The organism is Flagellimonas sp. S3867 (genome assembly GCF_014698935.1).
Classification (GTDB): Bacteria; Bacteroidota; Bacteroidia; order Flavobacteriales; family Flavobacteriaceae; genus Flagellimonas.
Map to the genome: position 1 here is coordinate 735,919 of NZ_JACVMN010000001.1, position 25,810 is coordinate 761,728.

Annotated in this window: 21 protein-coding genes; 12 read left to right on the forward strand and 9 right to left on the reverse strand. The window is 39.8% G+C overall.

What is annotated here, in order from left to right; all coding sequences use genetic code 11:
- Positions 1–90: 90 nt before the first annotated feature.
- The 5 genes from IAG46_RS03270 to IAG46_RS03290 form a co-directional block, all read right to left on the reverse strand.
- Complete coding sequence (locus IAG46_RS03270; protein WP_190808887.1) at positions 91–2,487, reverse strand: penicillin acylase family protein; 2,397 nt, start codon at positions 2,485–2,487, stop codon at positions 91–93.
- An 85-nt stretch (positions 2,488–2,572) separates the two neighbouring features.
- The gene (locus IAG46_RS03275; RefSeq protein ID WP_190808888.1) at positions 2,573–4,555 is read right to left on the reverse strand and encodes a thioredoxin family protein; all 1,983 of its coding nucleotides are present in this window, start codon (positions 4,553–4,555) and stop codon (positions 2,573–2,575) included.
- Entirely contained in the window at positions 4,552–5,859 is a 1,308-nt protein-coding gene (gene tilS / locus IAG46_RS03280) for a tRNA lysidine(34) synthetase TilS (protein WP_190808889.1), read from the reverse strand. The genes IAG46_RS03275 and tilS overlap by 4 nt, the downstream gene beginning before the upstream one ends.
- Before the next feature lie 16 nt (positions 5,860–5,875).
- On the reverse strand, positions 5,876–7,183 hold the full coding sequence (locus IAG46_RS03285; protein WP_223826566.1) for an anthranilate synthase component I family protein: 1,308 nt from the start codon (positions 7,181–7,183) through the stop codon (positions 5,876–5,878).
- 5 nt (positions 7,184–7,188) lie between these two features.
- Positions 7,189–7,725: an NADPH-dependent FMN reductase gene (locus IAG46_RS03290; RefSeq protein ID WP_190808890.1), complete on the reverse strand. Its 537-nt coding sequence runs from the start codon at positions 7,723–7,725 to the stop codon at positions 7,189–7,191.
- Positions 7,726–7,858: 133 nt separating this feature from the next.
- Between IAG46_RS03290 and IAG46_RS03295 the strand changes: the two genes are divergently transcribed.
- Complete coding sequence (locus IAG46_RS03295; RefSeq protein ID WP_190808891.1) at positions 7,859–9,055, forward strand: acyltransferase family protein; 1,197 nt, start codon at positions 7,859–7,861, stop codon at positions 9,053–9,055.
- A gap of 18 nt (positions 9,056–9,073) precedes the next feature.
- Here IAG46_RS03295 and lpdA read toward each other — a convergent pair whose 3' ends face one another.
- Positions 9,074–10,480 carry a dihydrolipoyl dehydrogenase gene (gene lpdA / locus IAG46_RS03300; protein ID WP_190808892.1) on the reverse strand — a complete coding sequence of 469 codons (1,407 nt, stop codon included), beginning with the start codon at positions 10,478–10,480 and terminating at the stop codon, positions 9,074–9,076.
- Positions 10,481–10,657: 177 nt separating this feature from the next.
- Between lpdA and IAG46_RS03305 the strand changes: the two genes are divergently transcribed.
- From IAG46_RS03305 to IAG46_RS03315, 3 genes are all read left to right on the forward strand, one after another.
- Positions 10,658–11,707, forward strand: coding sequence for an AraC family transcriptional regulator (locus IAG46_RS03305; RefSeq protein ID WP_190808893.1), 1,050 nt, complete (start codon positions 10,658–10,660; stop codon positions 11,705–11,707).
- 94 nt (positions 11,708–11,801) lie between these two features.
- The gene (locus tag IAG46_RS03310; protein WP_190808894.1) at positions 11,802–13,112 is read left to right on the forward strand and encodes an NTP/NDP exchange transporter; all 1,311 of its coding nucleotides are present in this window, start codon (positions 11,802–11,804) and stop codon (positions 13,110–13,112) included.
- Positions 13,096–14,025, forward strand: coding sequence for an aldo/keto reductase (locus tag IAG46_RS03315; protein WP_190808895.1), 930 nt, complete (start codon positions 13,096–13,098; stop codon positions 14,023–14,025). The genes IAG46_RS03310 and IAG46_RS03315 overlap by 17 nt, the downstream gene beginning before the upstream one ends.
- 3 nt (positions 14,026–14,028) lie before the next feature.
- Here the strand turns inward: IAG46_RS03315 and IAG46_RS03320 are convergent, their stop codons facing one another.
- On the reverse strand, positions 14,029–14,418 hold the full coding sequence (locus tag IAG46_RS03320) for a hypothetical protein (RefSeq protein WP_190808896.1): 390 nt from the start codon (positions 14,416–14,418) through the stop codon (positions 14,029–14,031).
- 106 nt (positions 14,419–14,524) lie between these two features.
- Entirely contained in the window at positions 14,525–14,983 is a 459-nt protein-coding gene (locus IAG46_RS03325; protein ID WP_190808897.1) for an Lrp/AsnC family transcriptional regulator, read from the reverse strand.
- A gap of 149 nt (positions 14,984–15,132) precedes the next feature.
- Between IAG46_RS03325 and IAG46_RS03330 the strand changes: the two genes are divergently transcribed.
- From IAG46_RS03330 to ribB, 8 genes are all read left to right on the forward strand, one after another.
- Positions 15,133–16,353 carry an aminotransferase class I/II-fold pyridoxal phosphate-dependent enzyme gene (locus IAG46_RS03330; RefSeq protein WP_190808898.1) on the forward strand — a complete coding sequence of 407 codons (1,221 nt, stop codon included), beginning with the start codon at positions 15,133–15,135 and terminating at the stop codon, positions 16,351–16,353.
- A gap of 71 nt (positions 16,354–16,424) precedes the next feature.
- Positions 16,425–17,915 (forward strand): Na+/H+ antiporter NhaC, encoded by a 1,491-nt coding sequence (gene nhaC / locus IAG46_RS03335; protein WP_190808899.1) that lies wholly within the window; start codon positions 16,425–16,427, stop codon positions 17,913–17,915.
- A gap of 93 nt (positions 17,916–18,008) precedes the next feature.
- Positions 18,009–18,515 (forward strand): thiol peroxidase, encoded by a 507-nt coding sequence (tpx, locus tag IAG46_RS03340; RefSeq protein ID WP_190808900.1) that lies wholly within the window; start codon positions 18,009–18,011, stop codon positions 18,513–18,515.
- Positions 18,508–18,873, forward strand: coding sequence for a diacylglycerol kinase family protein (locus IAG46_RS03345; RefSeq protein WP_190808901.1), 366 nt, complete (start codon positions 18,508–18,510; stop codon positions 18,871–18,873). Before tpx ends, IAG46_RS03345 begins: the two co-directional genes overlap by 8 nt.
- 63 nt (positions 18,874–18,936) lie before the next feature.
- Positions 18,937–21,306 carry a DNA translocase FtsK gene (locus IAG46_RS03350; protein ID WP_190808902.1) on the forward strand — a complete coding sequence of 790 codons (2,370 nt, stop codon included), beginning with the start codon at positions 18,937–18,939 and terminating at the stop codon, positions 21,304–21,306.
- Positions 21,307–21,310: 4 nt separating this feature from the next.
- A complete protein-coding gene (locus tag IAG46_RS03355; protein WP_190808903.1) occupies positions 21,311–21,958 on the forward strand; it encodes an outer membrane lipoprotein carrier protein LolA in 648 nt (215 codons plus the stop codon).
- 4 nt (positions 21,959–21,962) lie between these two features.
- Positions 21,963–23,471 (forward strand): LptF/LptG family permease, encoded by a 1,509-nt coding sequence (locus tag IAG46_RS03360; protein WP_190808904.1) that lies wholly within the window; start codon positions 21,963–21,965, stop codon positions 23,469–23,471.
- On the forward strand, positions 23,471–24,613 hold the full coding sequence (gene ribB, locus IAG46_RS03365; RefSeq protein ID WP_190808905.1) for a 3,4-dihydroxy-2-butanone-4-phosphate synthase: 1,143 nt from the start codon (positions 23,471–23,473) through the stop codon (positions 24,611–24,613). The genes IAG46_RS03360 and ribB overlap by 1 nt, the downstream gene beginning before the upstream one ends.
- On the opposite strand, the gene IAG46_RS03370 is transcribed toward ribB, so the two are convergent.
- On the reverse strand, positions 24,610–25,803 hold the full coding sequence (locus IAG46_RS03370) for a DegT/DnrJ/EryC1/StrS aminotransferase family protein (protein ID WP_190808906.1): 1,194 nt from the start codon (positions 25,801–25,803) through the stop codon (positions 24,610–24,612). The two genes, ribB and IAG46_RS03370, sit on opposite strands and share 4 nt — an antisense overlap.
- Positions 25,804–25,810: the final 7 nt, after the last annotated feature.

Consider the following 25,810-nt stretch of genomic DNA (forward strand, 5'->3'; position numbering starts at 1 on the left):
AAAGTACATTCTCGGTTGATGAATGTATATAAGGGATTTCATGGTAAATTTTGGAGTTTACCTCTATGTATATTAAATATCAGGTTCTGATTACTGATCGGCAGTAAAAACCAATACGGATTCAGCATTCTCTTGAATCTCCTGTTTGTTCATCATCATTTTTCTGAACTGTCCATTGATGAACATCTCTGCTTGATCTTCATAATGTTCGCTGAACGGGTTTCCTGATTGTCCTGTGGGAAGAATACTTATGCTGTTTTCGATATCCGAAAAATCAATAACCCTTCGGGTTGATGGTCCAGAATTTACTTTATAAAGACCCGTACTATCATATGGAAAGGCCATGTTATTAATAACCTCTCTGGTACCATTTACTGGAAAAGGTCCCACATTAAAGAATTCCCTAAGACTTTCAACTTGGCCTATAGGGTGTTGGTGCTCTAATGTATGTAATTTGCCCCAAGTCCACTGTGTTGGGTCTTCCCCAAAGTCTTTTATCAAGGATATCCAGGCATCTGCAAAGGACTTCAATACAATTTGATCTCTTGTTTCCACAATATCGGTCGTATTTACATTGTCCCACCATTTTCCTTCTTTCATGTTGGCTCCCCATGCAATCTGACGTTTTAAAACATGTGTGCCCAACAACTGTTCAAATTGTTCGGGGCCAAGTTCGTCTTCCATCGTGTTTTTGAGCATATAATATTCACATCGATGGAACAAGGCCGGATTGGTGCTTTCCAAAGTGTAGCTGCCATCCCAATTTTTAAGGGCATCGACCTGCACAAGTTGCGCTTCGCTTAAGCTAGAGACATCCAAAAGCTTGATAAGCTCCGTAATCAAATCAGGGTTTACGGAAGAGGTGACATCCAATATCATTTTGGATGTGGATTCGCGATCCCAATCGTTTTTGTCATCCAACAGTTCCACAATTCTTTTGGCTCGGTTTTCTGGTAAATAATAGCCAGGATAAAGCATTCCCGAAATAGAATCTGGTTGGTTGTTGGCGGAATAGACATAATTCCAAGGCGGATTTATAGCGCTGGGATTCTCAGAAAAATCGAGATATCCAATTGGCTCATTTTTGCCCGTGGTACCATCCAGAACAAATTTGGTGGAAAGACTATCAGGCATTTGGTATAGTTTGGCCGTAGCCCACCATGCCACGTTACCTTCAGCATCACCATACATCACATTTAAACCTGGGGCATGTATTTTTGGCAATGCGCTGCTGAATTCGTCAATATTTTTGGAATGACTTATTCCATGAAGTGCATCTAAGATTTCGTTGTCTATTTTGGTGTATATCCATGACATGGAAATAGGACGTTCTCCTTTTATTTGCTTCGCAATATTATTCAACACCGGACCGTGCCTCGTCTTTTTATAGGTAAAGGAAACGGTTGCTCCATCCTTGACTTTAATTTCCTTTGATACAACTTCATAACTCTCCCAACCATCCTCGGTTTTGTATTTGGTACTATCGGAAGGGTGATTTTCCTCATAATAAAAATCGATATCGTCGTTCTCGAACATGGTGAGGCCGTAAGCCAAATTTCTATCATGCCCCAATAAAGGAAACGGAACTCCGGCTAAATGATATCCGTATTTTTCATAATTGGATGTGTTCACATGGGCTTCATACCATACTGATGGCTGCGCAAAGCCAATATGCGGATCATTGGCAAGGATTACTTTTCCATTTTTAGTCTTCTCCGGTGCCAATACCCAACTGTTACTTCCTTCGAACAAGGGAACAGGTAGATTTTTTAAGGCTTTTTTATAATTCAGTGCTATTGTATTGCCTAAGCTATCTGCTTTAACATTCTTGTAGTTTTTTATCCAAACGGTTGAAATGTCTGAATCTATGGCCAGATTGGATATGTATTCTTCCCCTAAGTTGTCCTTGATATTAGTTAACATGGGGTCCGTTTTATGTGCCATGGCAAAGCTAAAGGCCATATAGCCCACAACATTATAAACATCTTCCATAGCAAAGGGTTCCTTTTCCAATCCAGTAAGGTAGAATTCCACAGGTGTGGGTCCTTCTTCTATGAATTTATTAATCCCATCTAGATAGGCGCTGGACAGAACAGCCATTTCACTTTGCATATCCAATCCGGAAACCGTTTTTGAGGTATGTTCATCGATTCCCAATGAAAGAAAGAACTTATCTGTTTCAACCAAATCTTGACCAAAAACCTCGGAGAGTCGTCCTTTTGCCAATCTTCTCAAGAGTTCCATCTGCCAAAGTCTATCTTGGGCATGTACGTAGCCCAATGCTCTAAGGGCATCAGGTTCAGATTGGGCATAGATGTGCGGGATACCGTAGGTATCAAAATACACATCTACCTTGTTTTCCAAGCCGGAAAGTGCTTTTTTACCACTATAATCAGGCTTGAGGCTTTGAACAAAAAGGATAACACCAAGAATTACGAGTATAAGCAGGCCGGCAAGTACTAAAAGTACTTTCTTGAATTTCTTCACTGTGGGGATCTTTGGTTAATTGTAAATAGTTAGTCTAAATTAAACTATTTTCCAAACAACATAAAATAAAGAGAGAAATCTGCGGCTATTTGGAGTTCATTGAAAGATGGTATTTTTCAAGACCTGATTTTAACCATTTTTCATAAACATCGATATCCACATATTGCACGGCATCATTCAAAACTTCAAGGTTTGGAGACAAAAGAACATAATAAGGTTGCGATGCTGCATTAAAGTTTACGGTCTGGAACGTGCCCCACTTTTGCCCAATGGTCTCAATGGATTTTATTCGACCGGAATCGTACTTAAAATCAAATTTTTCCGATTCAGGGAGTTCTTTTCTGTCATCGACATATAATGAAATAAGCACATATTCATCACGAATCAAGGGATATATTTTAGAGTCACTCCAAACATTTTCTTCCATCTTCCGGCAATTAACACATGCCCATCCCGTAAAATCGAGCAATATGGGCTTGTTAACTTCTTGGGCATAGGCCACACCTTCATCAAAATCCTTGAAACAATCCAAGCCTAACGGACAATCACTTTCGGTTTCTATTACGCTATAAAAATCCGGTGGAGGAAATCCGCTTAATAATTTTAGATTGGTAATATTGAACAGTCCCAAGATCAAATAGACAGAGAATCCTGCGCTTAACAGGCCTACGAATTTTCGTGTTGGAGATAATTTTCGTTTTGGCCCATCATGAGAAAACTTGAACAACCCAAATAGATATAATGTCATTAAAACAAACAACAAAATCCAAATGCCCAAAAAGATTTCTCTTTTAAATATTCCCCAATTGCCCACTAAATCGGCATTGGAAAGAAATTTGAATGCCAGAGCAAGTTCTAAAAAGCCCAAAACAACCTTAACCGTGGTCATCCAACCTCCTGATTTGGGCAAAGAGTTTAACCAGGCAGGAAATAACGCAAAAAGTGCAAACGGCAATGCCAGTGCAAGACCGAAGCCAACCATTCCGGCGGATAGGTTTGTTGCTACATCGCCTTCGGCCAAGGTGGTGCTTCCCAACAGTCCACCTAAAATTGGGCCTGTACAAGAAAAGGACACGATGGCCAAGGTAAGTGCCATAAAAAATATGCCCAAGCCCCCTCCTACTTTGGTCGAGGCCGCATCCATTTTATTCGCCCATGAACTGGGCAAGGTAAGTTCGTAATATCCGAAGAAGGAAAAGGCAAAAAACACAAAAATCAAGAAGAAGAATACATTCAACCAAATATTCGTCGCTATGGTGTTCAAAATCTGAGAATCTACCGAATCGAACAAATGGAAAGGAAGACTTAGCAAGAAATAAATCAGAACAATGAAAAATCCATACAAAATGGCATTGGCCACTCCTTTAGACCTATTTTGTGATTGCTTGGTAAAAAATGACACCGTTAAGGGAATCATTGGAAACACACAGGGTGTTAACAAAGCGATGAGTCCACCCAAAAATCCCAATCCAAAAACCATCCACAGGCCAGTGCTTCCATTCACCTCACTGAGTCCACCTTGATTAAGGAGGCCTTTATTTTTTAAGTCCAATTGTAACGATTGCCCTAAGGCAATGCTGTTCTCATCCAATTCTTTTTGGGTTGCCACAAAAGCGTTCCCATCTAAAGAAACCTGAAATAATTCATCCATAGGAATACAAACTTCCTTGCATATTTGATAAAAAAGGTTGACAGTAATCTGCTTGACTGTTGGATTTAGTAGTTTGATCCTTTGGGTGAAAATAGCATCATGTTTAAAAAAGGTTTCTTCTACTTCAAAAATATCGCTGTACTCCTTTATGGTCTCACTCTCAGTTGTCGTACCAAGTAATTCATAATCTTCGCCTGATTTTTCGAAAGTAAATTCACTTGGCAAAGAACCTCCTTCGGCGGTATATTGGGAATACACATGCCACCCTTCTTGGATTTTGCCCTTGAATATCAGTTCATATTCAGAATCAGAAAGTTTTTTCACCTCATGACTCCAAACTGCCGGATTATCCTCCGACTGACCCATTAGGGGAACTATGGCCAAAAAGAAACCAAATACAATGGATAGGAACTTCATATTGAAAATGTAATTTTTATAATATTCTTAGTAGACTCATCCACTTTAAAACGATTATCTGGTCGCATGCCCACAACCCAGACAATTTCGTTGTTGGAACATAACAACCATTGTCTTTTTTTAGATATGGTATCCAATTTTTCATCCTTGAAATACTTGGAAAGCTTCTTTTTTCCTTGCATCCCGAAAGGATAAAAATAGTCGCCTTTTTCCCATCTTCTTAACATTAACGGATAGTTTAACTTTTCCTTATCGAAAAAAGCTATGTTTTTCGGACTTTCCTCAAGAGATCCAACTTTTTCCATTTTTATATTGATCGCGCTGTTTATCTGCCCAACGCCCTCTTCAATTAAGAAAAACTCCTGTTCTTCCTTTTCCAGTTTGGAAAGTATCAAGTATTCCCTATCCTTTAATAATTTATGGGTCTTGGATACAATTTCTTTTCCGCTAATGGTATTTAGAAGGTCTTTTACGCTGTTCCAATCGGTAAAACCATATTCGTGAAAAAGTTGATAGAGATAAGCGTCGAGTGGTTTAAGCTGCAACAGTTCGGCTATCCTGATTTTTATTCGTTCTTCCTCCGCTTCAAACAGATGTATTTTTATCGCTTCAACATGATTCTTTGCAAGAGAGTTGGTTTGTTCCAAATAGGTCTGGGTTTGGATAAAATTATTTAGAAAAGTGGGATGCATTTCTTTCAATTTTGGCACTATTTCATGTCTCACTTTGTTGCGCAAGTATTTGCTTTCCCGATTGCTACTGTCCTCTCTCCAGTCAATTCCTTCAGATTTGGCATATTCCAAAATTTGACCTCTGGAAAAACCTAGCAGTGGTCTCACTATCTTATTATTTTGCTCAGGGATTCCACGAAGTCCCTCAATTCCCGAACCTCTGGACAGGTTAATCAAGAAAGTTTCCAGGTTGTCATCGGCATGGTGAGCGGTAAGAACATAATCAAAACCATCTGTTTCCAATAAGCGCTCAAACCACTGATATCGAAGTTCCCGTGCGGCCATTTGTACCGACCCGCCATTTTCCTGAATGTAGTTTTTGGTATCGAACGATTTGGTAATTGAAGGAATACCCAAATTAGAAGCTAACTTTTTCACAAAGGTCTCGTCACCATCACTTTCGGCGTCTCTAAGATTAAAGTTACAATGGGCCAATGTAATATCCAGTTCGGATTTGAAACATAAATGGGTAAGGGCAATACTATCCAATCCACCGCTGCAGGCGAGCAGTAATTTTCCTTTCTTAAGAAAGGGGAAGCTTTTTTGAAGATTATTTTTGAACTGGGTCAACATACTGCAAAAGTAACAATTAAGCTTTGCTGGTTTCCAACACGCTTCGCATTGCCTTGGCCTTTAACAAACATTCTTGATATTCGCTTTCAGGATTTGATTTTGAAGTTATTGCGCTGCCAACGGAAAAGGACACATACTTTCGGCTATCATTATATAAAATGCTTCTGATGACCACATTAAAATCGAAGTTTCCCTCTGGGTCAATATAACCAACGGTACCACTGTACAATCCGCGTTTGGTCTCTTCCAAATCCTCAATGATCTTCATTGCAGAAATTTTAGGAGCACCTGTCATACTTCCCATCGGAAAAGTTTCTTTTATCAAATCCAATGGTTTTTTGCTTTTGGGAACCTTGGCCGTTATGGTTGATATCATTTGATGTACCTGTTTAAACGAATGCACCTTACACAACTCTTCAACTTTTACACTGCCTTTTAATGCACTTTTGGAAAGGTCGTTTCGAACAAGGTCCGTAATCATGATATTTTCTGCTCTTTCCTTTGCATCATTTTCCAGTTTATGCTTGAGTTCCTCATCTTGCAAGGTACTTTCTCCTCTAGCAGCTGTGCCTTTTATCGGTTGGGAAACCAAGGTTTGTCCCTCTTTCTTTAAGTAACGTTCAGGCGAGGCACACAATAAATATTTATCCCCTATCCTAAGATAGGTGGCAAAAGGAGGTTCCGAAATTCGATTTAGGTTCTTATACGTTTCCAAGGGGTCAATCGTAGTTTCCTCGGCATAAAATTCCTGACAAAAATTGGCTTCATAAATATCGCCTCTGTGGATATGGTCAAGAAATTTGTTCGCTTTTTCAAAATAGCCATCTTTATGAATTCGCATCTTTATGCGAACGGATTCGGTCAGATGGGATTTGGTGTTTTTGGAATGGAAAAGCGACCGGATTTGTAAATAATCGTCATCAATCTCATGTTGCAGTTCTTCCAAATACGAGAAAATTAATTTCCCATCCTTTATGTAGATGATTTTCTCAGGCCGAAAGAAGTAAAGCTCTGGGAAATCCAATCCATCAATATTTTTGGAATGGAGTTCTTCTGTTTCATTTTTTATATCATATGAAATGTATCCAAACAACCAATCCTTCTCTTTGTCGATGGTTTTTTGCACATCATCGATGCTTTTTGCCTCAAAAACAGACTTATCGGTCTGTCTAGCAATTGCCAACAAAACATCATATGAACTGTACTTATCATGGTGTTCGTTACTATCCATCCAAGCAACAATTTCATGGTCTTTTGACCAATCCAATAAGGCATTCTTATAATTGGAATGTGATGAAATTTGGTAAGAACGGTGCCTGCGCAACTGGTTTATTTTAATGATTCCAAAAGCGCCTTCAATGCCTCTTGATGTTGACTTTTTAGCGTTTCATCGGTAAGTCCCTTTTGCACATCAAAATTCTGGTGGAAGGAAGCCAGTGAAAATGTGGAGACAATCTCCGCTCCGAATCGTGGCAACATCCCTTGTACAACACCCAAGGAACCTACTCCCCCTCTTCCGCCAGGAGAAGCTGACATCAGCAATACTTTGGTATCTTGTAGAAATTTGCGCTCCAATCGAGATAACCAATCCAATACATTTTTAAAATATGCCGAGGGGTTTCCGTTATGTTCGCTTACCGAAAGGATAATTGCATCTGCCTTTTGAAAATCGTTTTTGAGTTCCACCAAAGCATTGGAATATCCGTTTTGTTTTTCCTCATCCTCACTGAACATCGGAAAAGGGCATTTTGACATGTCAAGTAGTTGTATTTCATGATTTTGTATGGAAGACACGGTGTGTTTTACCAATTTGTAATTGATGGATGTTGAAGAATTACTTCCTGCGAGTGCCAAAATTGCAGCCATATGGGAAAAATTTTAATTGTTTCGCTAAAATACCGTAATTGGGTATTACATGCGAGTATTTTGGCTAATTTTGACCCGTGAAACATCCAAACTTGCTGTCAAACAAGTATATAGATAATCATTTTAGATGTAAATGAGTTCAAAGACCACCAGATTGTTCTTTATTGATGCCATGAGGGCATGGGCCATTTTAATGATGCTCCAAGGTCATTTTATAGATGGACTTCTGGACCCAGTTTTTAGGGATACGGATAATTTGATGTTCAATATTTGGTTGTACTTCAGAGGAATTACTGCCCCGGTTTTTTTCACGGTTTCTGGTTTTATTTTCACTTACTTATTGATAAGGGTTCCTAAAAAGGGATTGGAAAACCCGAGGGTAAAAAAAGGAATCCGCCGTGGGCTTCAGCTTTTACTTATTGGTTACTTGCTTCGAATGAACATTTTTGGGCTCTTTAGCGGTGAACTATATGATTCATTCTATTTGGTGGATGTATTGCATTGTATCGGCCTTTCAATTTTAGTATTGATCGGTGTTTACCTTTTTGCAGCAGAAAAAAAGAAATATCTTTTTCCAAGCTTGCTCGTGGGAATTACAATACTGTTATTCCTTTTTGAACCGATTTACAAGCAGTGGTCCTTTTCTTTTTTACCAAATGCATTGGCCAACTATTTTACCAAGGCCAATGGTTCCGTATTTACCATAATTCCTTGGTTGGGATATGCCACCATTGGTGGGTTTATTTCTATAATGTTCACCAGGTTCAAAGATTTTAAGTATTTGTACCCCGTCGCAATTTCCATAGCAACAGTTGTGGGATTCACTTTGGTCTATTTTTCCTCTTTAGGGTTTATAAGTCTTTATGATTTTAGCGGCATTGAGCTATTTAGGCTAATAGAAAGCAATAATTACTTGTTTATTCGCCTTGGAGATGTTTTTGTGGCTTTTGCCATTTTCATGTTGTTCCGGAAGCTCATGACCAACAAAACAGTTTTAAATATTGGTGCAAGCACCTTATCTATTTACATAATTCACTTCATCATCCTCTATGGAAGCTTTACAGGACTTGGATTATATCGCTTTTTGCATCATTCATTGAACCCCAGTACCGTAATCTTAGGTGCACTAATGTTTATGACAGCCTGTACGTTCTTGGCGTTGAGATACAATAAACATGAAACTGAAATTAAAGCTCAAGGTACCCAGGCCGTTGGTTTTGTGAAAAATCTAACCACGGAACTTAAAAAGGTATCCAGCCCTATTTTAAGAGAAGTTTCCGTACGAGCGAAAGTCTTGCTTAGAAAGTTTCTTAGAACGGTAAGGAGTTAAAGTTACCCCTCTTATTTTTTAGATATGAATAGCCCTATCGTCCGTGGCCGCCAACGCAGCTTCTTTGACAGCTTCAGCGTAAGTTGGGTGTGCATGGCTCATACGTGCCATATCTTCAGCAGAAGCGCGGAACTCCATCGCGGTAACACCTTCGGTAATCAAATCTGCGCAACGTGCACCGATCATATGTACACCCAATACCTCATCGGTAGCGCTATCCGCTAATATTTTTACGAAGCCATCAATATCCATACTCGCCCTAGCTCTCCCCAATGCCCGCATCGGAAATTGCCCCACTTTATATGAAACACCAGCTTCTTTAAGTTCTTCTTCGGTTTTACCAACTGCGGCAACCTCTGGCCAAGTATAAACCACTCCAGGGATCAAATTGTAATCGATATGTGGTTTTTGACCAGCAAGCAGTTCAGCAACCATGGTACCTTCTTCTTCAGCCTTATGGGCCAACATAGCTCCTTTAACCACATCGCCGATGGCATAAATATTGGAAACATTGGTCTGAAGATGTTCATTGACTTCTACTCGTCCCCTATCATCCAATTTTACTCCGGCGGCTTCAGCATTCAATCCATCGGTATAAGGTCTTCGACCAACAGAAACCAAACAGTAGTCCCCTTTTAAAACAACTTCTTTCCCTTTTTTGTCATCTGCCTTTACCACGACCTCATCCCCTAAACGTTCAACGGACTTTACTTTGTGAGAAAGATTGAACTTCATCTTTTGCTTTTTCAAAGACCGCATCAACTCTTTGGAAAGTCCACTATCCATACCCGGGATAATTCTATCCAAATACTCAACAACCGTGACCTCAGCTCCAATACGCTTGTATACCTGACCCAGCTCCAATCCGATAACTCCACCGCCAATAACAATCATGTGTTTGGGAACTTCTTTAAGTTTCAACGCTTCTGTAGAAGTGATTATTCGTTCTTTATCTATTTTGATAAATGGCAAAGTAGAAGGTTTAGAACCAGTAGCAATAATGGTATGCTTTGCCTCAATGGTCTCGGTTTTTCCCTTCTCATTTTTGATATTGACGTGTGTGGCATCTTTAAAACTTCCAACGCCTTGAAATACATCAATCTTATTTTTATCCATCAAAAACTGGATTCCTTTAGTGGTTTGATCAACAACACCCTGTTTTCGATTGATCATTTGCCCTAAATTCACTTTGACTTCGCCAGGAATATCAATGCCATGCTCTTCAAAATGTTTGACCGCATCTTCATAATGATGTGAGGAATCCAAAAGCGCTTTGGATGGAATACAACCAACATTTAAACAGGTACCTCCAAGGGTTCCATATTTTTCAATTATTGCGGTTTTCATTCCCAGCTGGGCGCAACGGATTGCCGCTACATATCCTCCAGGTCCAGAGCCAATAATGGCCACATCATATTGATTCATATTTCTATTTTAGAACTATTATTTTGTTCGATAATCAGAACAAAAATAACAATGTTATTCTAAAAGGACTGCTTCTTTTACGTTTTGATTTTCTTTTTGTTTCAGGGATTTATAAATCTATCTTAAAGTTGAATTCCAGTTTAGACAACATCCACAATTTCTGATTACATTTGAGTGATGCGCACGTTGAAATTGGACAAGGAAATTGAGGTGTTTATCACCGGACTTGGAGCTGCACAAAGCTTGCTGATGTCTTTCTATAGTTTCTTTGAAAGAAAAAAGGATTTCAAGAATCTACTTTTGGGGTTATTCTTTCTGGCTATCACATTCCGCTTGGCCAAATCAATTCTTTGGGTGTACTTGGATACGTCTCCCTTGTGGTTGATCAATATTGGATTTATGGCCCACTCGGTTTCAGGGCCTGCCCTGTTTTTGTACATCCTTCATTTTTTGTTTCCTAGAAAGTGGTCCAACTGGAGCCTCATCCATTTTGTGCCAAGTCTTGTTTTACTGTTCTATGTTGGAATGTTATCCTTGGACAACTTTTGGTATGCTGGGGGCTATACCGCCCTGCTTTTTCAGCAAATGGGATATAGTTTGGCTGGGATAGTAATTTTGGGAATCCATTTTGGTTCTAAAAAGAAGAAAGTAAGCTTAAGCAGGTCATCTCTTATTTGGATAGCGGCTTTGGTTCTAGGTACTGCATTGTTGCAATTTTTATATTTCTCCAATTATATATTGGGATTGACACCATATTTACTTGGACCCATTAGTTACCTTCCTTTTGTCTACTTTTTGGCATTCTTGCTTTTTAAAAACCCTTCCCTGTTAAAACATTCTGTCTCCAAAAAACATCAGAACATTCGCTTGAGCGCTCAAGAGCTTGATGCGTATGCTAAACAGATGAAGCAATTGATGGAGCGCGAAAAATTATACTTGGACCCCAACTGTTCACTGAACCTCGTCTCCAAGAAAATGAAACAACCCTCTTATCTTATTTCGCATGTGGTTAACAACATGCTCGGTAAAAGCTTTCCCGATTTTTTGAACGGTTTCCGCATCGAGGAGGTAAAGTTCAGATTACTGCAACCCGAAAACCATAATGTCAAGATAGCCAGCATTGCTTATGATTGCGGATTTAATTCACTTTCATCCTTTAATATTGCGTTTAAAAAATTGACCGGGACAACCCCGACCCAATTCCTAAAAAACAACACCGCCCAATAGGTATTTATAAATCCATCAGACCAATTTACTAATACCAAAGGTTTAGAAAATTGCAGTGCCCATATTCGTAAGAACACTAGGGCGCAAATTTTCTATGAAAAACATTTTTGACATTTTTCCACGGCAAAAATTTCAACAGTTAAACACCCAACCAACAAAATTGGTGTCCTGTTCCTTCCTATATTTCTTTTGTTTGTTATGCTCTTATTTTATTTTGAGACCGCTCCGCGATGAAATGGGGATTGTAAACGGAGCTATGAATATGCAGTGGTTGTTTACCGGAACCTTTGTGGCCATGCTTTGTATCGTTCCCATTTTTGCGTTGTTAATGGCCAAAACTTCTATTAAAAGGGTCTTGATTCTGTCTTACTCCTTCTTTGTATCTAATATTTTTATATTCTACATTCTATTTGAAACCGTTGGAATTACCAAGCCTGTAGCTATTGCCTTTTTTATCTGGTTAAGTGTTTTCAATCTTTTTGTGGTTTCATTGTTTTGGAGTTTTATGGCGGATGTATTTACCGGACCAACTTCCAAACGCTTTTTTGGCATAATTGCAGGTGGTGGCAGTTTGGGTGCATTGACCGGTCCCTTGATTGCCAATTATCTGAGTAAGCACTCCCTTATTAGCACTCTTTTACTTGTGGCGGCCTTGTTTCTTTTTTTAGCACTTTGTTGCATTTTTATAATTCTTGCCTTATCACGTAGCGATTATAGCTCTAAAATCACAACGGCTAAAACTCTCAGTATTATAAAGCTTTTTGCGGGAATTAGGAATATTGCAAAATCAAGGTACCTAATTTCTATTGTGATTTTTATCTTGTTGTACACCACAATTTCCACGGTGCTCTATTTTGAACAAGCACACATTGTAGAGGATACATTGGGGCAACAGGGTCAGCGTATAAGTTATTTTTCCAATATTGATTTTACCGTAAACACAATTGCGATAATAGGCCAGCTTTTGTTAACTGGGAGCATTATCCAAAGATTTGGATTGGCCAAAGTACTTGCCTCCATTCCTTTTTTAATGGGATTGGGACTGCTCTTTCTTGGCACAAGTTCATCCCTTTGGGTGATAGCAGCTTTAATGGTCATCCACCGGTCTGGTAATTTTATACTGCTCCGTCCATCCCGCGAGATTCTATACACGGTAACTTCCTTGGAAGAGAAATACAAGGCCAAAAATTTTATAGATACCGCAATCTACCGTGGTGGTGATGCATTGGTAGGATGGTTATTCGCGGGACTTGTAGCTATTGGATGGGGACTTGGTGCAATAGCTTTTCTGGCTATACCCCTTGCTTTTATATGGAGTTTTGTTGGCCATAGCCTTGGAAAACAACAATTTAAAAAGGAGAAAAACCTAACTTTAAACAACAAGATTCATGAAAACAACATTTAACCGTAGGGAAGTATTAAAACTATCCATAATGGGTGGTCTTGGTCTTTCTTTAAATCCTATCCCAAATTCACTGATGGCTTTGGAAAAAATTCATACAAGAAATATTCCATCAACGGGAGAACCATTGCCAATTATCGGGCTTGGAACTTGGCAGACTTTTGATGTCGGAAATTCCATAGAAAAGCGGAAGCTTTTAAGCAAAGTGCTTGCAGAAATGAACCGTTTTGGTGGAAGTGTTATCGACTCATCACCCATGTATGCATCTTCTGAAAAGGTGGTTGGGGACCTTACAAGCAATCTTGTATTTCAAAATCAGCTTTTTTATGCCACAAAGGTCTGGACATCGGGGAAACAAGCGGGAATTAGACAGATGGAAGCATCTATGCGTAAAATGCAAAGAAGAAAGCTGGATTTAATGCAAATTCACAATTTGGTCGATTGGAAAACCCATGTAAAAACACTTAAAACATGGAAAGAAGAGGGGAAAATTAAATATTGGGGCATTACGCATTATGTAAATTCTGCCCACGGTTCGCTTGAGAAAATCATAAAATCAGAAGGTCCAGATTTTGTTCAATTCAATTATTCGATACGATCAAGACATGCAGAGGATTCTTTGTTCAATACTGCTAAAAAATACGATGTCGCCACTTTGGTTAATCAGCCTTACGAAAGTGGTTCTTTGTTCCGCCGAGTAAAAGGGAAATCATTGCCGCCATGGGCACAGGAAAACGATATAAACAGTTGGGGGCAGTATTTTCTAAAATTTATCCTTTCCAATAAAAATGTCACCTGCGTTATTCCAGGGACATCCAAACCGCATCATATGATAGACAATATGAAAGCTGGACTTGGTAAGATGCCCGACCAAAAGCTAAGAAACCAAATGGCCTCTTATCTCAACTCCATTTAAAGTCTAAATAGGAGCCAGTGGAAATTTATTGGCCCCGTAGTAGCCCAACCAAAGGCCGGCCAAAAGAGAAAGATGCAACCCAGATTCAAACCAAAATGGACCGCTCCATTGACCGCAGAGCACTGCAAACGACATTTTGCCCATGATAAATAGTGAAATAGCAAAATGTGGCCAATAATTGTCGCGCACCACTATCAGTGATGCCAGAAACCCTGCAACCACAGCTGAACTAAAAGTGGCCAAGCCGCCAAAAGCCAATTCGATGTTGGAGGAAGTGCAAAAACTAAGACCGCCCAATAAAATTTCTTGGGATAAAGTAGTGTACAGCAAAAGGGATAATCCCCCTATTATGGTTGCTGTCACCGTTAGCAAAATTCGCGTACGGGAGCTCATTGGTTAAAAGACGTTTTTTGATTGTTGTTCGTTTTTTGGTAATGAAAAATTAGAAAGATTCATTCAAAGCAAACATCTTTTTAACACGGATTTACGTTAAACTTTGCTAAATATGGACTGAGGGGCTGCTTTTCACTTCCCGAATGGAAAAAGAACTTTGCGTACTACCAATATTGCTGATCGCGGTGAGCTTGGCGACCATAAATTCACGATACTCTTTCATGTCTCCAACATTTACCTTTAGGATATAATCGTAATCCCCACTTACATGGAAGCATTCGGAAACTTCATTAAGTTTTAAAACCTCCCGTTCAAAACGCAGTACATTTTCCTTGGTATGTTGTACCAAACGAATATGACATAGCACGGTAAAGTTGCGCTGTACCTTCTCTTTATCTATTAATGCGACATAGTTGGTGACAATCCCTGTTCGTTCTAGACGACGAATCCGCTCATACACGGCAGTTTTGGAAAAACCAAGGCTGTCTGCATATTGTTTTGTAGTTTTTTTGCAATCTTCTTGCAATAATTTCACCAATAGTTTATCAATTTCATCCAATTGCATACTGATAGATTTTCAGGTTTAACAGGTCTATAAATTCAAAACTAGAACAAAAATCTAAATTTAGACTAATAATAGTCATTAATTCTAAAAATTGATATTTATATTGATTATTATGCTTTACAATCGGAAATTTGATAAAAATTATTCCAATGGACTATAAAGCATCAGAGCAAATACAGGATCTTCAATATTTTGGGGAATTTGGCGGGGTAAATCCTTCCATTTCCGATTCATCCACTTATACATTCCTTTCCGCAAAGACCATGTTCGATACCTTTGAGGGCAATACCGAAGGCTGCTATCTGTATAGCAGGCATTCTTCTCCCTCCAATCTCTATTTGGGCGAGGCTATGGCGCAATTGGAGGGTACAGAGGCCGCCAATGTATATGCCAGTGGCATGGGAGCGATTAGTTCTGTTATTTTTCAACTATGCAATAGAGATGAACACATTGTATGCAGTAGAACTATTTATGGGGGAACCTATGCGTTTTTGAAAAACTTCATGAAGAAGTTCAACATTTCAACCTCTTTTGTGGACATTACCGACTTAGAGGAAGTTGAGCAATCTATCACTTCCAAAACCAAGATGATCTATTGCGAAGCAATAAGCAATCCCCTACTCGAGGTGGCCCATATTCAATCACTGTCCAAGCTGGCCAAAAAACATGGGATTCCACTTGTAGTTGACAATACCTTTTCACCTTTAAGCATCAATGCAGCAAAACTGGGTGCTGATATTGTGGTACATAGCCTTACCAAATTCATCAATGGAAGCAGCGATTGTGTTGCAGGGGCAGTTTGTGCCTCTTCCGAATTCTGCCTAAGCTTAAAAGATGTAAATGATGGAGCCGGAATGCTGCTAGGGAGTACTTTAGACAGTTTAAGGGCAGCTTCCATTCTCAAAAACATGAGAACGCTACATATTCGCATTAAAAAGCATAGCGAAAATGCACAATCCTTGGCCAATGCTTTTGAAAAAGATGGATTGCGGGTAGTATATCCCGGATTAAAAAGTCACCCTGGGCATGAAGTCATGAAATCCCAAATGAACCCGGAATACGGTTTTGGTGGATTGATGACTTTGGATGTTGGTTCGTTGGACAAGGCAAACGCATTAATGGAATTAATGCAAAAAGAAAGACTGGGATACTTGGCGGTAAGCTTAGGATTTTACAAAACACTGTTCAGTGCACCTGGCACATCCACATCTTCTGAGATTCCGATGGAAGAACAAGAACAGTTAGGACTCTCACAAGGACTTATTCGATTTTCAATTGGTCTGGACAATGATATTTACAAAACATATTTACATATGCGTTCTTGCATGGAACGTTTAGGAATCTTGGAAAATAACACCGCTTTGGTCTAATACGTCTAAATTATTGGTTTGGAGAACAGGTCTCAAAGTTGTAATATTACCTTCAAACAAAACCAGATTTCATGCCAACAAAGGAGGAAAAACCCAAGTACAGACAAGATGAACATATTGTAGAAAATAAAGATTTAAGTATTTGGGAAGCACTGATTCCGGTTTTTGCCCTGGTAGGAATGTTGGCCTACAATGTTTATGTTTTTGGAGATGATGCTTTAAGCGGTTCCAATCAGTTTATTTTGTTGCTTGGTGGTGCAGTTGCAGCAATTGTTGGATTTTTTAACAAGGTTTCCTATAAACAAATGATTTCCGAAGTGGCCGAAAATGTACGTTCCACAACTGGAGCTCTGCTCATTCTGTTAATGGTAGGTGCATTGGCGGGTACGTGGCTGATCAGCGGAATAATTCCTGCTATGATCTACTACGGGCTCCAAATATTGAACCCAACCATATTTTTACCTGCTTGTGTTATCATTTGTGCTATTATATCCATAGCAACAGGAAGTAGTTGGACCACAGCTGCAACGGTCGGAATAGCTCTTATTGGTATTGGCGAGGCACTTGGGGTCTCCTTGGGAATGACGGCTGGCGCTGTGCTTTCCGGAGCCTATTTCGGAGATAAAATGTCCCCTTTGAGTGATACGACCAATCTGGCACCTGCAATGGCGGGTGGAGAATTGTTTTCCCATATTAGATATATGGCATTTACCACCATTCCAACCATTACCGTTACCCTTATTGTTTTCATTATACTTGGATTCACCATTGATACCTCAGGAGTTGCAGATACCGAATCTATCCTCAATAACATCAGCACCGCTTTCAATATCAATGGATGGCTTTTCATAGTTCCATTGGCAGTTATTTTTATGATTGTAAAAAAAGCTCCGCCACTATTGGCTTTGTTGATTGGAACACTTTTAGGTGGGGTTTTCGCTCTTATTTTTCAACCAGAGGTAGTCACTACCTTAGGTGGAGGAAGTTCTTTGGATTTTGAATCTAGTTATAAAGGAATTTTGAATGCGATTACCGTTGATACATCTATCGCAACACCAGACCCCGCCTTAAACGATTTATTTTCTTCCGGAGGTATGGCTGGAATGTTGGGTACCATCTGGCTCATTGTTTGTGCCATGGTTTTTGGTGGAATTATGGATGGTATTGGTGCGCTTGAACGCATTACCGAATCATTACTGAAAATGGCAAAAACCACTTTTGGACTTTTTGCCAGTACCGTGGGAAGCTGTTTGGCATTAAACGTTACCGCTTCCGATCAATATTTGGCGCTGGTGGTTCCAGGTAAAATGTTTTCGAAAGCATATAAAGACCGAGGTCTAGCACCTGAGAATCTTAGCCGGACACTAGAAGATTCTGGAACCGTTACCTCTGTCTTGGTCCCATGGAATACCTGCGGAGCATACCACAGTGGCGTTTTGGGCGTTAGTGTGGCCGAATACTTCGTATATGCCATTTTTAATTGGTTAAGTCCGTTCATGACATTGCTATTTGCTGCTTTGAGGATAAAAATCAAACAATTGGCTTCGCCAACAGCAGCTTAGGATTACACTTAAAATCTGGTTAAATATTTTGCAGAATGTATTTCATTCAGCATTAATATTTTTACCTTCACAGCTAAATTAATCAAGACACTAATGGCATCAATAACTTTGGGCGGAAGCCCTGCAAATACAATTGGCGAACTCCCTGCCAAAGGCACAACGGCTCCTGGATTCACTTTGACAAAATCAGACCTATCCGAAGTTTCAATTTCCGATTACTCAGGAAACAAATTGGTCTTAAACATATTTCCAAGTGTAGATACAGGCACTTGCGCCCAATCTGTAAGACAGTTCAATGAGGAAGCTGCTGAATTGGCAGACACCAAAGTCTTATGTATTTCTAAAGACCTTCCATTTGCGCAAAAGAGGTTTTGTGGGGCAGAAGGAATAGAAAATGTAGATATGCTCTCTGATTATAAAACAGGAGAATTTGGAAATGCCTACGGTGTAACTTTTGCAAATAGCGCTTTTCAGTCATTACTTTCAAGATCGGTAGTGGTCATTGGAAAAGATGGAAAAGTACTTTACACAGAACAAGTGGCTGAAACTGGTGATGAACCTAATTACAAAGCTGCTTTGGAAGCCTTGATGGATGCCTAAGGAATCATTTCTTACAAATAGAATACGAAGTATCGGTTATGCCGTTAAGGGATTGTTCCTTTTGTTACGCACCGAAGCCAGCATTAAGATTCAATTTGTAATCGCTTTGCTAATGACTGGAGCTGGGTTCTATTTTGAAATCTCAAAAACCGAATGGATAGTGCAGCTTTTGGCCATAGGCATGGTCATGGGCATTGAAGGATTAAATACCGCTATTGAAAAAATTGCCGATTATATCCAACCAGAAAAAGACCCTAAAATTGGTTTTATAAAAGATGTTTCGGCCGGTGCCGTAATGATTGTTTCGATCATTGCAAGCATCATTGGCCTAATCATTTATATCCCAAAATTGGTATAAGTAACATCCAGACGTGTCCCAAGTATCGTAAATTTGTAAATTAGCCCCCATATTAGCAGATGAATGGCAAAAAAAAGGACTAAATCCAAAAAACCTACACCCGCCAAAAAAGGATTTTCATTTAGACTCTCCAAACAAAACAAGATCATTCTTGGTAGTTTGCTGATTGTTCTAAGCATTGCTTTGTTTTTCTCTTTCATGTCCTATTATTTCACTTGGCAAGAAGATCAGAGCATTCTTTCAGAATTTAATGACAGAAACGCCCAGGCAAGCAACCTGCTGAATAAATTCGGAGCAAGTGTAAGTCACTTTTTTATGTATAAAGGCTTCGGATTGGCTTCTTTCGCATTTCCATTGTTGTTGGCCGTAACAGGCCTTTATCTGTTTTTGGGATTGCACACCAAAGGACTTATCAGCAAATGGATATGGGGATTAATCGGAATCATTTGGACATCCATTGCCCTAGGGTTTTTCGCAATCGAACAGCCTCTTTTAGGTGGATTGATTGGTTTTGAAATGAATGATTTTCTTCAGGATTACACCGGAAAAATAGGGGTGTTCCTGTTGCTTGTATTTGTTTTGATGGTCATTTTGGTAAGGCTTTTCAATTTCACCCCCGAAGGAATAACCAAGTTTTTCCGTTCCCAGAAAAAGCAATTGACACCCAACCTTAAGAAAAAGGAAACCACCTCAGATGTGCTTTCGGAAGATGGCAGTATCGAATTGAGCACTGAAAATGACACCCCGATTGCAGTAGACACGTACACCCATAAAAAAGATATTCCTCCAATACAGACTGAAGCTGGTTTAGATGTCAATTTGCCACAACAAGAAGAATCAGACATCGATTTGAAGGTTGAGAAAATCACAGAGGAAAAAGAAGAAAAAGATGTAAAAGCAGCTAAGTTGGTCAAGGATTTTGGTGAGTTTGACCCAAAATTGGAATTAGGGAATTATAAATTTCCTTCATTGGATCTTTTGGATCAACATGGAGCGACTGGCGGAATTACCATCAACCAAGAAGAGCTTGAGGAAAATAAAAATCGGATTGTTGGTACCCTCAAAAACTATAAGATTGGCATTGCCCAGATCAAAGCCACCATTGGTCCTACCGTTACATTGTATGAAATTGTGCCCGAAGCAGGTGTGCGTATTTCCAAAATCAAAAACCTGGAAGATGATATTGCCCTTTCATTGGCAGCATTGGGAATCCGAATAATAGCCCCAATTCCAGGAAAAGGTACAATTGGTATAGAAGTACCCAATAAAAATGCAACCATTGTTTCCATGCGTTCCGTGATTGCCTCAAATAAATTTCAAAATGCCGAGATGGAACTTCCCATCGCTTTTGGAAAAACGATAAGCAACGAAACATTTGTGGTTGATTTGGCCAAAATGCCGCACATGCTTATGGCGGGTGCCACAGGTCAAGGAAAATCCGTAGGGTTGAATGCCGTACTTACTTCCCTGCTATATAAAAAGCATCCAGCGGAGGTCAAGTTCATTTTGGTAGACCCTAAAAAGGTGGAACTTACTCTCTACAATAAAATAGAGCGTCATTTTCTGGCCAAACTTCCCGATTCAGAAGACGCCATCATTACGGACAATACCAAGGTAATCCATACATTGAATTCACTCTGTATTGAAATGGACAACCGTTATGAGTTGTTAAAACTAGCCATGGTACGAAATATCAAAGAATACAATGTCAAGTTCAAGGCAAGAAAACTCAATCCCAACGATGGGCATAAATTTTTGCCGTATATCGTTTTGGTTATCGATGAGTTTGCCGATTTGATTATGACCGCCGGCAAAGAAGTCGAAACCCCAATTGCCAGATTGGCACAATTGGCCCGGGCCATTGGAATCCATTTGATTATTGCAACACAGCGACCATCGGTGAATGTGATTACCGGAATCATCAAAGCCAACTTCCCGGCACGAATCGCGTTTAGGGTTACCTCGAAAATAGATTCAAGGACCATTTTAGATGCTCAGGGCGCCGACCAGTTAATTGGTCGTGGTGATATGCTATTTACTCAAGGAAATGACGTTACCCGACTGCAATGCGCCTTTGTAGATACTCCGGAAGTAGGTAAAATAACAGAATATATAGGTTCACAACGTGCCTACCCCAATGCACATCTGCTGCCAGAATATGTTGGCGAAGAATCTGGCACGGGGATTGATTATGACATTGCGGATAGAGATAGCATGTTCCGTGACGCAGCTGAAGTTATTGTAACAGCTCAACAAGGTTCGGCATCTTTAATCCAAAGAAAATTAAAATTAGGATATAACAGGGCTGGCCGAATTATTGATCAATTGGAGGCGGCTGGAATTGTTGGCCCTTTTGAAGGGAGTAAAGCACGTCAAGTTTTGGTGCCCGACATTTTAGCCTTGGAACAACTTTTAGAAAACGAAAGAAACTAAAATCATGATTAAAAAAAATATACTCTTTGTTGGACTTTTTGCCTTAGGCTTATTTTCATACGGACAAAACTCTTCCAAAGCCAAAACATTGTTGGATGAGGTTTATGGGAAAGCTACCAGCTATGATAATATTTACATTGACTTTGAGTCCTCATTGGAGAATACCGAAGCCAACATTAAACAAGACACCAATGGACATGTGACCTTGAGCGGTGATAAATATTTGTTGGACTATCTGGGTGCCCAACAATTGAACGATGGCAAAAAAGTTTATACCATTGTTCCAGAAAATGAGGAAGTGACCATTGAAGATGTTACCGAAGATGATAATACCGTTACACCGTCAAAAATGTTGACCTTTTATAGGTCTGGACATAATTACCAATGGGATATTCTTCAAAATGTAGGGGGAAGAAAAATTCAATTTGTGAAGTTGACCCCTATTGATTCAAATGCAGAGATCAAATCTATTCTTTTGGGCATAGATATGCAGACCAAGCACATTTACAAACTAATTCAAACAGGAGAAAATGGCACAAAAACCACTTTAACTGTTAATTCTTTTAAAACCAACCAACCCCTCTCAAGTACACTTTTTACCTTTAACACGAAAAAGTACGAAGACAAAGGGTACTACATCATAAGAAACTAATGCATTGAAAATACTAGACCGGTATATATTATCCCGATTTCTGTACAACTTCTTTAGCGCCTTTTTTATCCTGATTGTCATATTCATCTTTCAGGGTATTTGGCTCTTTATTGATGATTTGGCAGGGAAAGGTCTGGGCATAGTCATCATCGGAAAGTTCATCTTCTATTTTATTCCCACCTTGGTAGACAAGGTACTACCGCTTACTGTGCTGCTTTCCTCCATCCTTACCTTTGGTACTTTTGCTGAAAATTATGAGTTCGCGGCCATGAAAGCCTCAGGTATATCGCTTCAAAGAGGTATGCGCAGCTTGATTATTTATGTCATCTTTTTAGGCGGTGTCACTTTTTTCTTTGCCAATAATGTGATACCAAAATCGGAACAAAAGATGTTCAACCTTCGAAGAAATATTGCGAAGGTGAAACCCGCAGCTGCTATCACCGAAGGCGTTTTTAGTGATTTTGAAGGTACTGGTGAGGGAATGAACATTAAGGTGGACAAAAAATATGGTGAACAAGATCGTTTTTTGGACAATGTGATCATTCACAAGAAAACAAAACAGAGCATAAACAATACCGTAATAAAGGCAAAAACTGGTGAACTTATCAGTAGCGAAGAATCTGATATTATTCAATTGGTTTTAAAAGATGGTAACTATTACGAGGAATTAAAACCCAAAAGCTCCAAAGAGAAACGGAAACATCCATTTGCCAAATCCAAGTTCGAAACCTATACCATAAACATCGATATTTCAGAACTCAACAACCAAGATCTTGAGGAAGATGGGAACATTACCACGGACAAGATGAAAAATGTGGGGCGTTTGATCAAGGATATTGACTCCTTGGGCAAGAACAACCTTGAGAAAGTTGAGGCCTTTTCCAAAAACATCACTAATCGAATGGGAGCATTTCCCGTTCCTGTCAAAAAAGATAGTCTTAAGGAGGCACCGTCAGATATTCGCAAGTCCAACAAAGCGTTAAAGCAACAACCCAAAAAAAGAGATAGTATCAAAACCGTTGATGACCTACTTGGAAGTCTGCCCAAATGGCAGCGGACACAAGTGGTTAAAAGTGCCAAAAATTCGGTTTCAGGAATCAAAAACAGTGTCGTTTCCAAAAAAGATGAGCTTCAAAAACGATTTAAGTTCTATCGAAGCCATATTTTGTCACTTCATAAAAAATGGGCATTGGCTTTTTCATGCATTGTCCTGTTTTTTGTTGGTGCGCCTCTGGGCGCCATTATCAGAAAAGGTGGGCTTGGTTTACCTATGGTGGTAGCGATAATCTTATTTTTGACCTACTATTTTTTAGGGGTTTTTGCCGGAAACTATGCCAAAGAAGGAAACATCCATCCTATTTTAGGAGCTTGGTTACCCACGTTGATCATGCTTCCAATGGGTATTTCATTAACCCGAAGGGCTACGGCAGATAAAGGACTTATAGGTTTTGGGCATATATTTGATGGCATCAAAAACCTTTTCAAAAAGAAAGAAAACAATTCTGAAGATTAATGACCGCTAACAAAGAAGGAAAAATAAAACTCAACGCCATTGAAGATGCCATTGAAGACATCAGAAAAGGCAAGGTCATCATTGTTGTTGATGATGAAAACCGCGAGAATGAAGGAGATTTTGTGGCTGCTGCAGAGTTGATCACCCCGGAGACCATCAATTTTATGGCTAAACATGGCCGCGGTCTTATCTGTGCACCACTTACCGAAGGTCGCTGCGAGGATTTAGGACTGCATAAAATGGTTACCCACAATTCGGACCCATTGGAAACAGCATTCACGGTATCTGTGGATTTACGAGGAAATGGGGTCACTACCGGAATTTCAGCCTCAGATAGAGCCAAAACTGTTATAGCCCTTACAGAACCCAACACCAAACCCCATGATTTGGGCAGACCTGGACACATATTTCCATTAATTGCCAAAGAAGGTGGAGTTTTGAGACGAACCGGACACACAGAAGCTGCCATAGATTTTGCACGTTTGGCCGATTTAAAACCTGCAGGGGTCATCGTTGAAATCATGAACGAAGATGGTACAATGGCGCGACTCCCCCAACTCGTAGAGGTAGCCAAAAAATTTGATTTAAAGGTTGTTTCCATTGAGGATTTGATTGCTTATCGCATGGAGCATGACAGCTTAATTGAGCGAAAAGAAGCTTTCGATATCAAAACCCGTTTTGGGGATTTCCGATTGCGTGGTTACAAACAAACCACCAACGACCAGGTTCATATTGCTTTGACAAAAGGTACTTGGAAAATTGGGGAACCTGTGCTTACCCGTATCAATTCAACTTTGATCAATAACGATATGCTAGGCACTTTGACCAATACCCCTGATGAAACATTGCGAAGAATGTTCGATGCGCTCAATGCTGAAGAAAAAGGGGCCATGATTTTCATCAACCAAGGTAACCAGCATATGAATCTACTAGGTCGTCTGGCTGAATTGAAAAAGCTACAGGCTCAGGGCATCCTGAAGGCTCCAAAAATTGATATGGACGCCAAAGATTTTGGTATTGGCGCTCAAATTCTTCATGATCTTGATATTTCCAAGATCAGATTACTGACCAATTCCGGAAAAACCCGCCGTGTAGGGATGGTTGGTTATGGTTTGGAAATTGTGGAGTATGTGACGTACTAGAGTGTTTGTTTAATAGCCTCCATCATCTTTTTCGCTCGCTCATGGACTTCTTCTTCCGCCCAGCCCAATTTAATCAAACATGAAATGTTTCGACCCACCCATTTATCCGAAGCAGAAAAATCGGCTTTTGTATAATCCGGAAGTGTGTCAAGCACATCTTTTGGCAGTTTACCCAACGATTTAGATGCAATAAGATGCTCCCATTTACGGTAATAATGCCAACTGTTATTGTACCAGTAAAAACAACCGTCGACACCATTTACTCCAAGAGCTTCGTGTGCTTTTTGTGCAGCTTCTTCCGAAGGAAGAAAGAAATTGAGGAACGAATAGTTCTCCTCGCCCCCATCCGGAACCCTTCTAAAAACTACTTCTGGAATTTGGGAAAGTGCATCCCTTAAAATAGTATAGTTTCTCTTCTGAATGGCTATAAATTCATCCAAGCGTGCAATCTGGGCCAATCCCACCGCTGCATTCAATTCAGATATCCTGAAATTGTATCCTAAAAAAGGATGTTTTTCTGCTCCCCTATCGTTTCCCAAATGGTCATGGCCATGGTCGGAATATTTGTGCGTGTTTTGATAATAGCTTTCGTTATTGGTAATTACGGCTCCACCTTCTCCACAAGTAATCGTTTTTACATAGTCGAAAGAAAAACAGCCTAAATCTCCAATGCTACCCAAGGGTTTTCCTTGGTAACTTCCCCCAATGGCCTGACACGCATCTTCAAGCAACAATAGACCATGCTTCTTGCAAATGGCTTGCAAAGCATCCAAATCAGCCATGGAACCACACATATGAACTGGCATCACCACCTTTGTCCTATCCGTTATTGCGTTTTCAACAGCATTTGGATCCAAAGTGAGTGTATCATCTACATCCACCAAAATGGGAACCGCTCCCAAGGCCAAAATGGATTCAAAACTGGCCACAAAGGTAAATGTGGGCATGATTACCTCATCGCCTGCTCCAATTCCTGCGCTTGCCAAGGCTACCGTCAACGCAGCTGTTCCGCTACTTACCAAATGGGTATGTTTGACATCCATTTTTTTTGTAAGCTCAGCTTCCAATTCTTTGGCTTTCCAGTGTCCGTTGCGCATTCCATCAAAACCATAACGCATCAACACTCCTGTATCTAGCACTTCTTGCACTTGTTCGCGTTCTTTATTTCCAAAAAGTTCAAATCCCGGCATAGGCTAA

Bases quoted from the DNA above. Each gene is read 5' to 3' on its own strand.
- tilS (WP_190808889.1), bottom strand. From the start codon at position 5,859: ATGTTGACCCAGTTCAAAAATAATCTTCAAAAAAGCTTCCCCTTTCTT.
- IAG46_RS03330 (WP_190808898.1), top strand. From the start codon at position 15,133: ATGGACTATAAAGCATCAGAGCAAATACAGGATCTTCAATATTTTGGG.
- IAG46_RS03315 (WP_190808895.1), top strand. From the start codon at position 13,096: ATGAAAACAACATTTAACCGTAGGGAAGTATTAAAACTATCCATAATG.
- ribB (WP_190808905.1), top strand. From the start codon at position 23,471: ATGACCGCTAACAAAGAAGGAAAAATAAAACTCAACGCCATTGAAGAT.
- IAG46_RS03320 (WP_190808896.1), bottom strand. From the start codon at position 14,418: ATGAGCTCCCGTACGCGAATTTTGCTAACGGTGACAGCAACCATAATA.
- IAG46_RS03355 (WP_190808903.1), top strand. From the start codon at position 21,311: ATGATTAAAAAAAATATACTCTTTGTTGGACTTTTTGCCTTAGGCTTA.
- IAG46_RS03350 (WP_190808902.1), top strand. From the start codon at position 18,937: ATGGCAAAAAAAAGGACTAAATCCAAAAAACCTACACCCGCCAAAAAA.
- tpx (WP_190808900.1), top strand. From the start codon at position 18,009: ATGGCATCAATAACTTTGGGCGGAAGCCCTGCAAATACAATTGGCGAA.
- IAG46_RS03305 (WP_190808893.1), top strand. From the start codon at position 10,658: ATGCGCACGTTGAAATTGGACAAGGAAATTGAGGTGTTTATCACCGGA.
- IAG46_RS03290 (WP_190808890.1), bottom strand. From the start codon at position 7,725: ATGGCTGCAATTTTGGCACTCGCAGGAAGTAATTCTTCAACATCCATC.
- IAG46_RS03310 (WP_190808894.1), top strand. From the start codon at position 11,802: ATGAAAAACATTTTTGACATTTTTCCACGGCAAAAATTTCAACAGTTA.
- IAG46_RS03370 (WP_190808906.1), bottom strand. From the start codon at position 25,803: ATGCCGGGATTTGAACTTTTTGGAAATAAAGAACGCGAACAAGTGCAA.
- IAG46_RS03325 (WP_190808897.1), bottom strand. From the start codon at position 14,983: ATGCAATTGGATGAAATTGATAAACTATTGGTGAAATTATTGCAAGAA.
- nhaC (WP_190808899.1), top strand. From the start codon at position 16,425: ATGCCAACAAAGGAGGAAAAACCCAAGTACAGACAAGATGAACATATT.
- IAG46_RS03345 (WP_190808901.1), top strand. From the start codon at position 18,508: ATGCCTAAGGAATCATTTCTTACAAATAGAATACGAAGTATCGGTTAT.
- IAG46_RS03275 (WP_190808888.1), bottom strand. From the start codon at position 4,555: ATGAAGTTCCTATCCATTGTATTTGGTTTCTTTTTGGCCATAGTTCCC.
- lpdA (WP_190808892.1), bottom strand. From the start codon at position 10,480: ATGAATCAATATGATGTGGCCATTATTGGCTCTGGACCTGGAGGATAT.
- IAG46_RS03295 (WP_190808891.1), top strand. From the start codon at position 7,859: ATGAGTTCAAAGACCACCAGATTGTTCTTTATTGATGCCATGAGGGCA.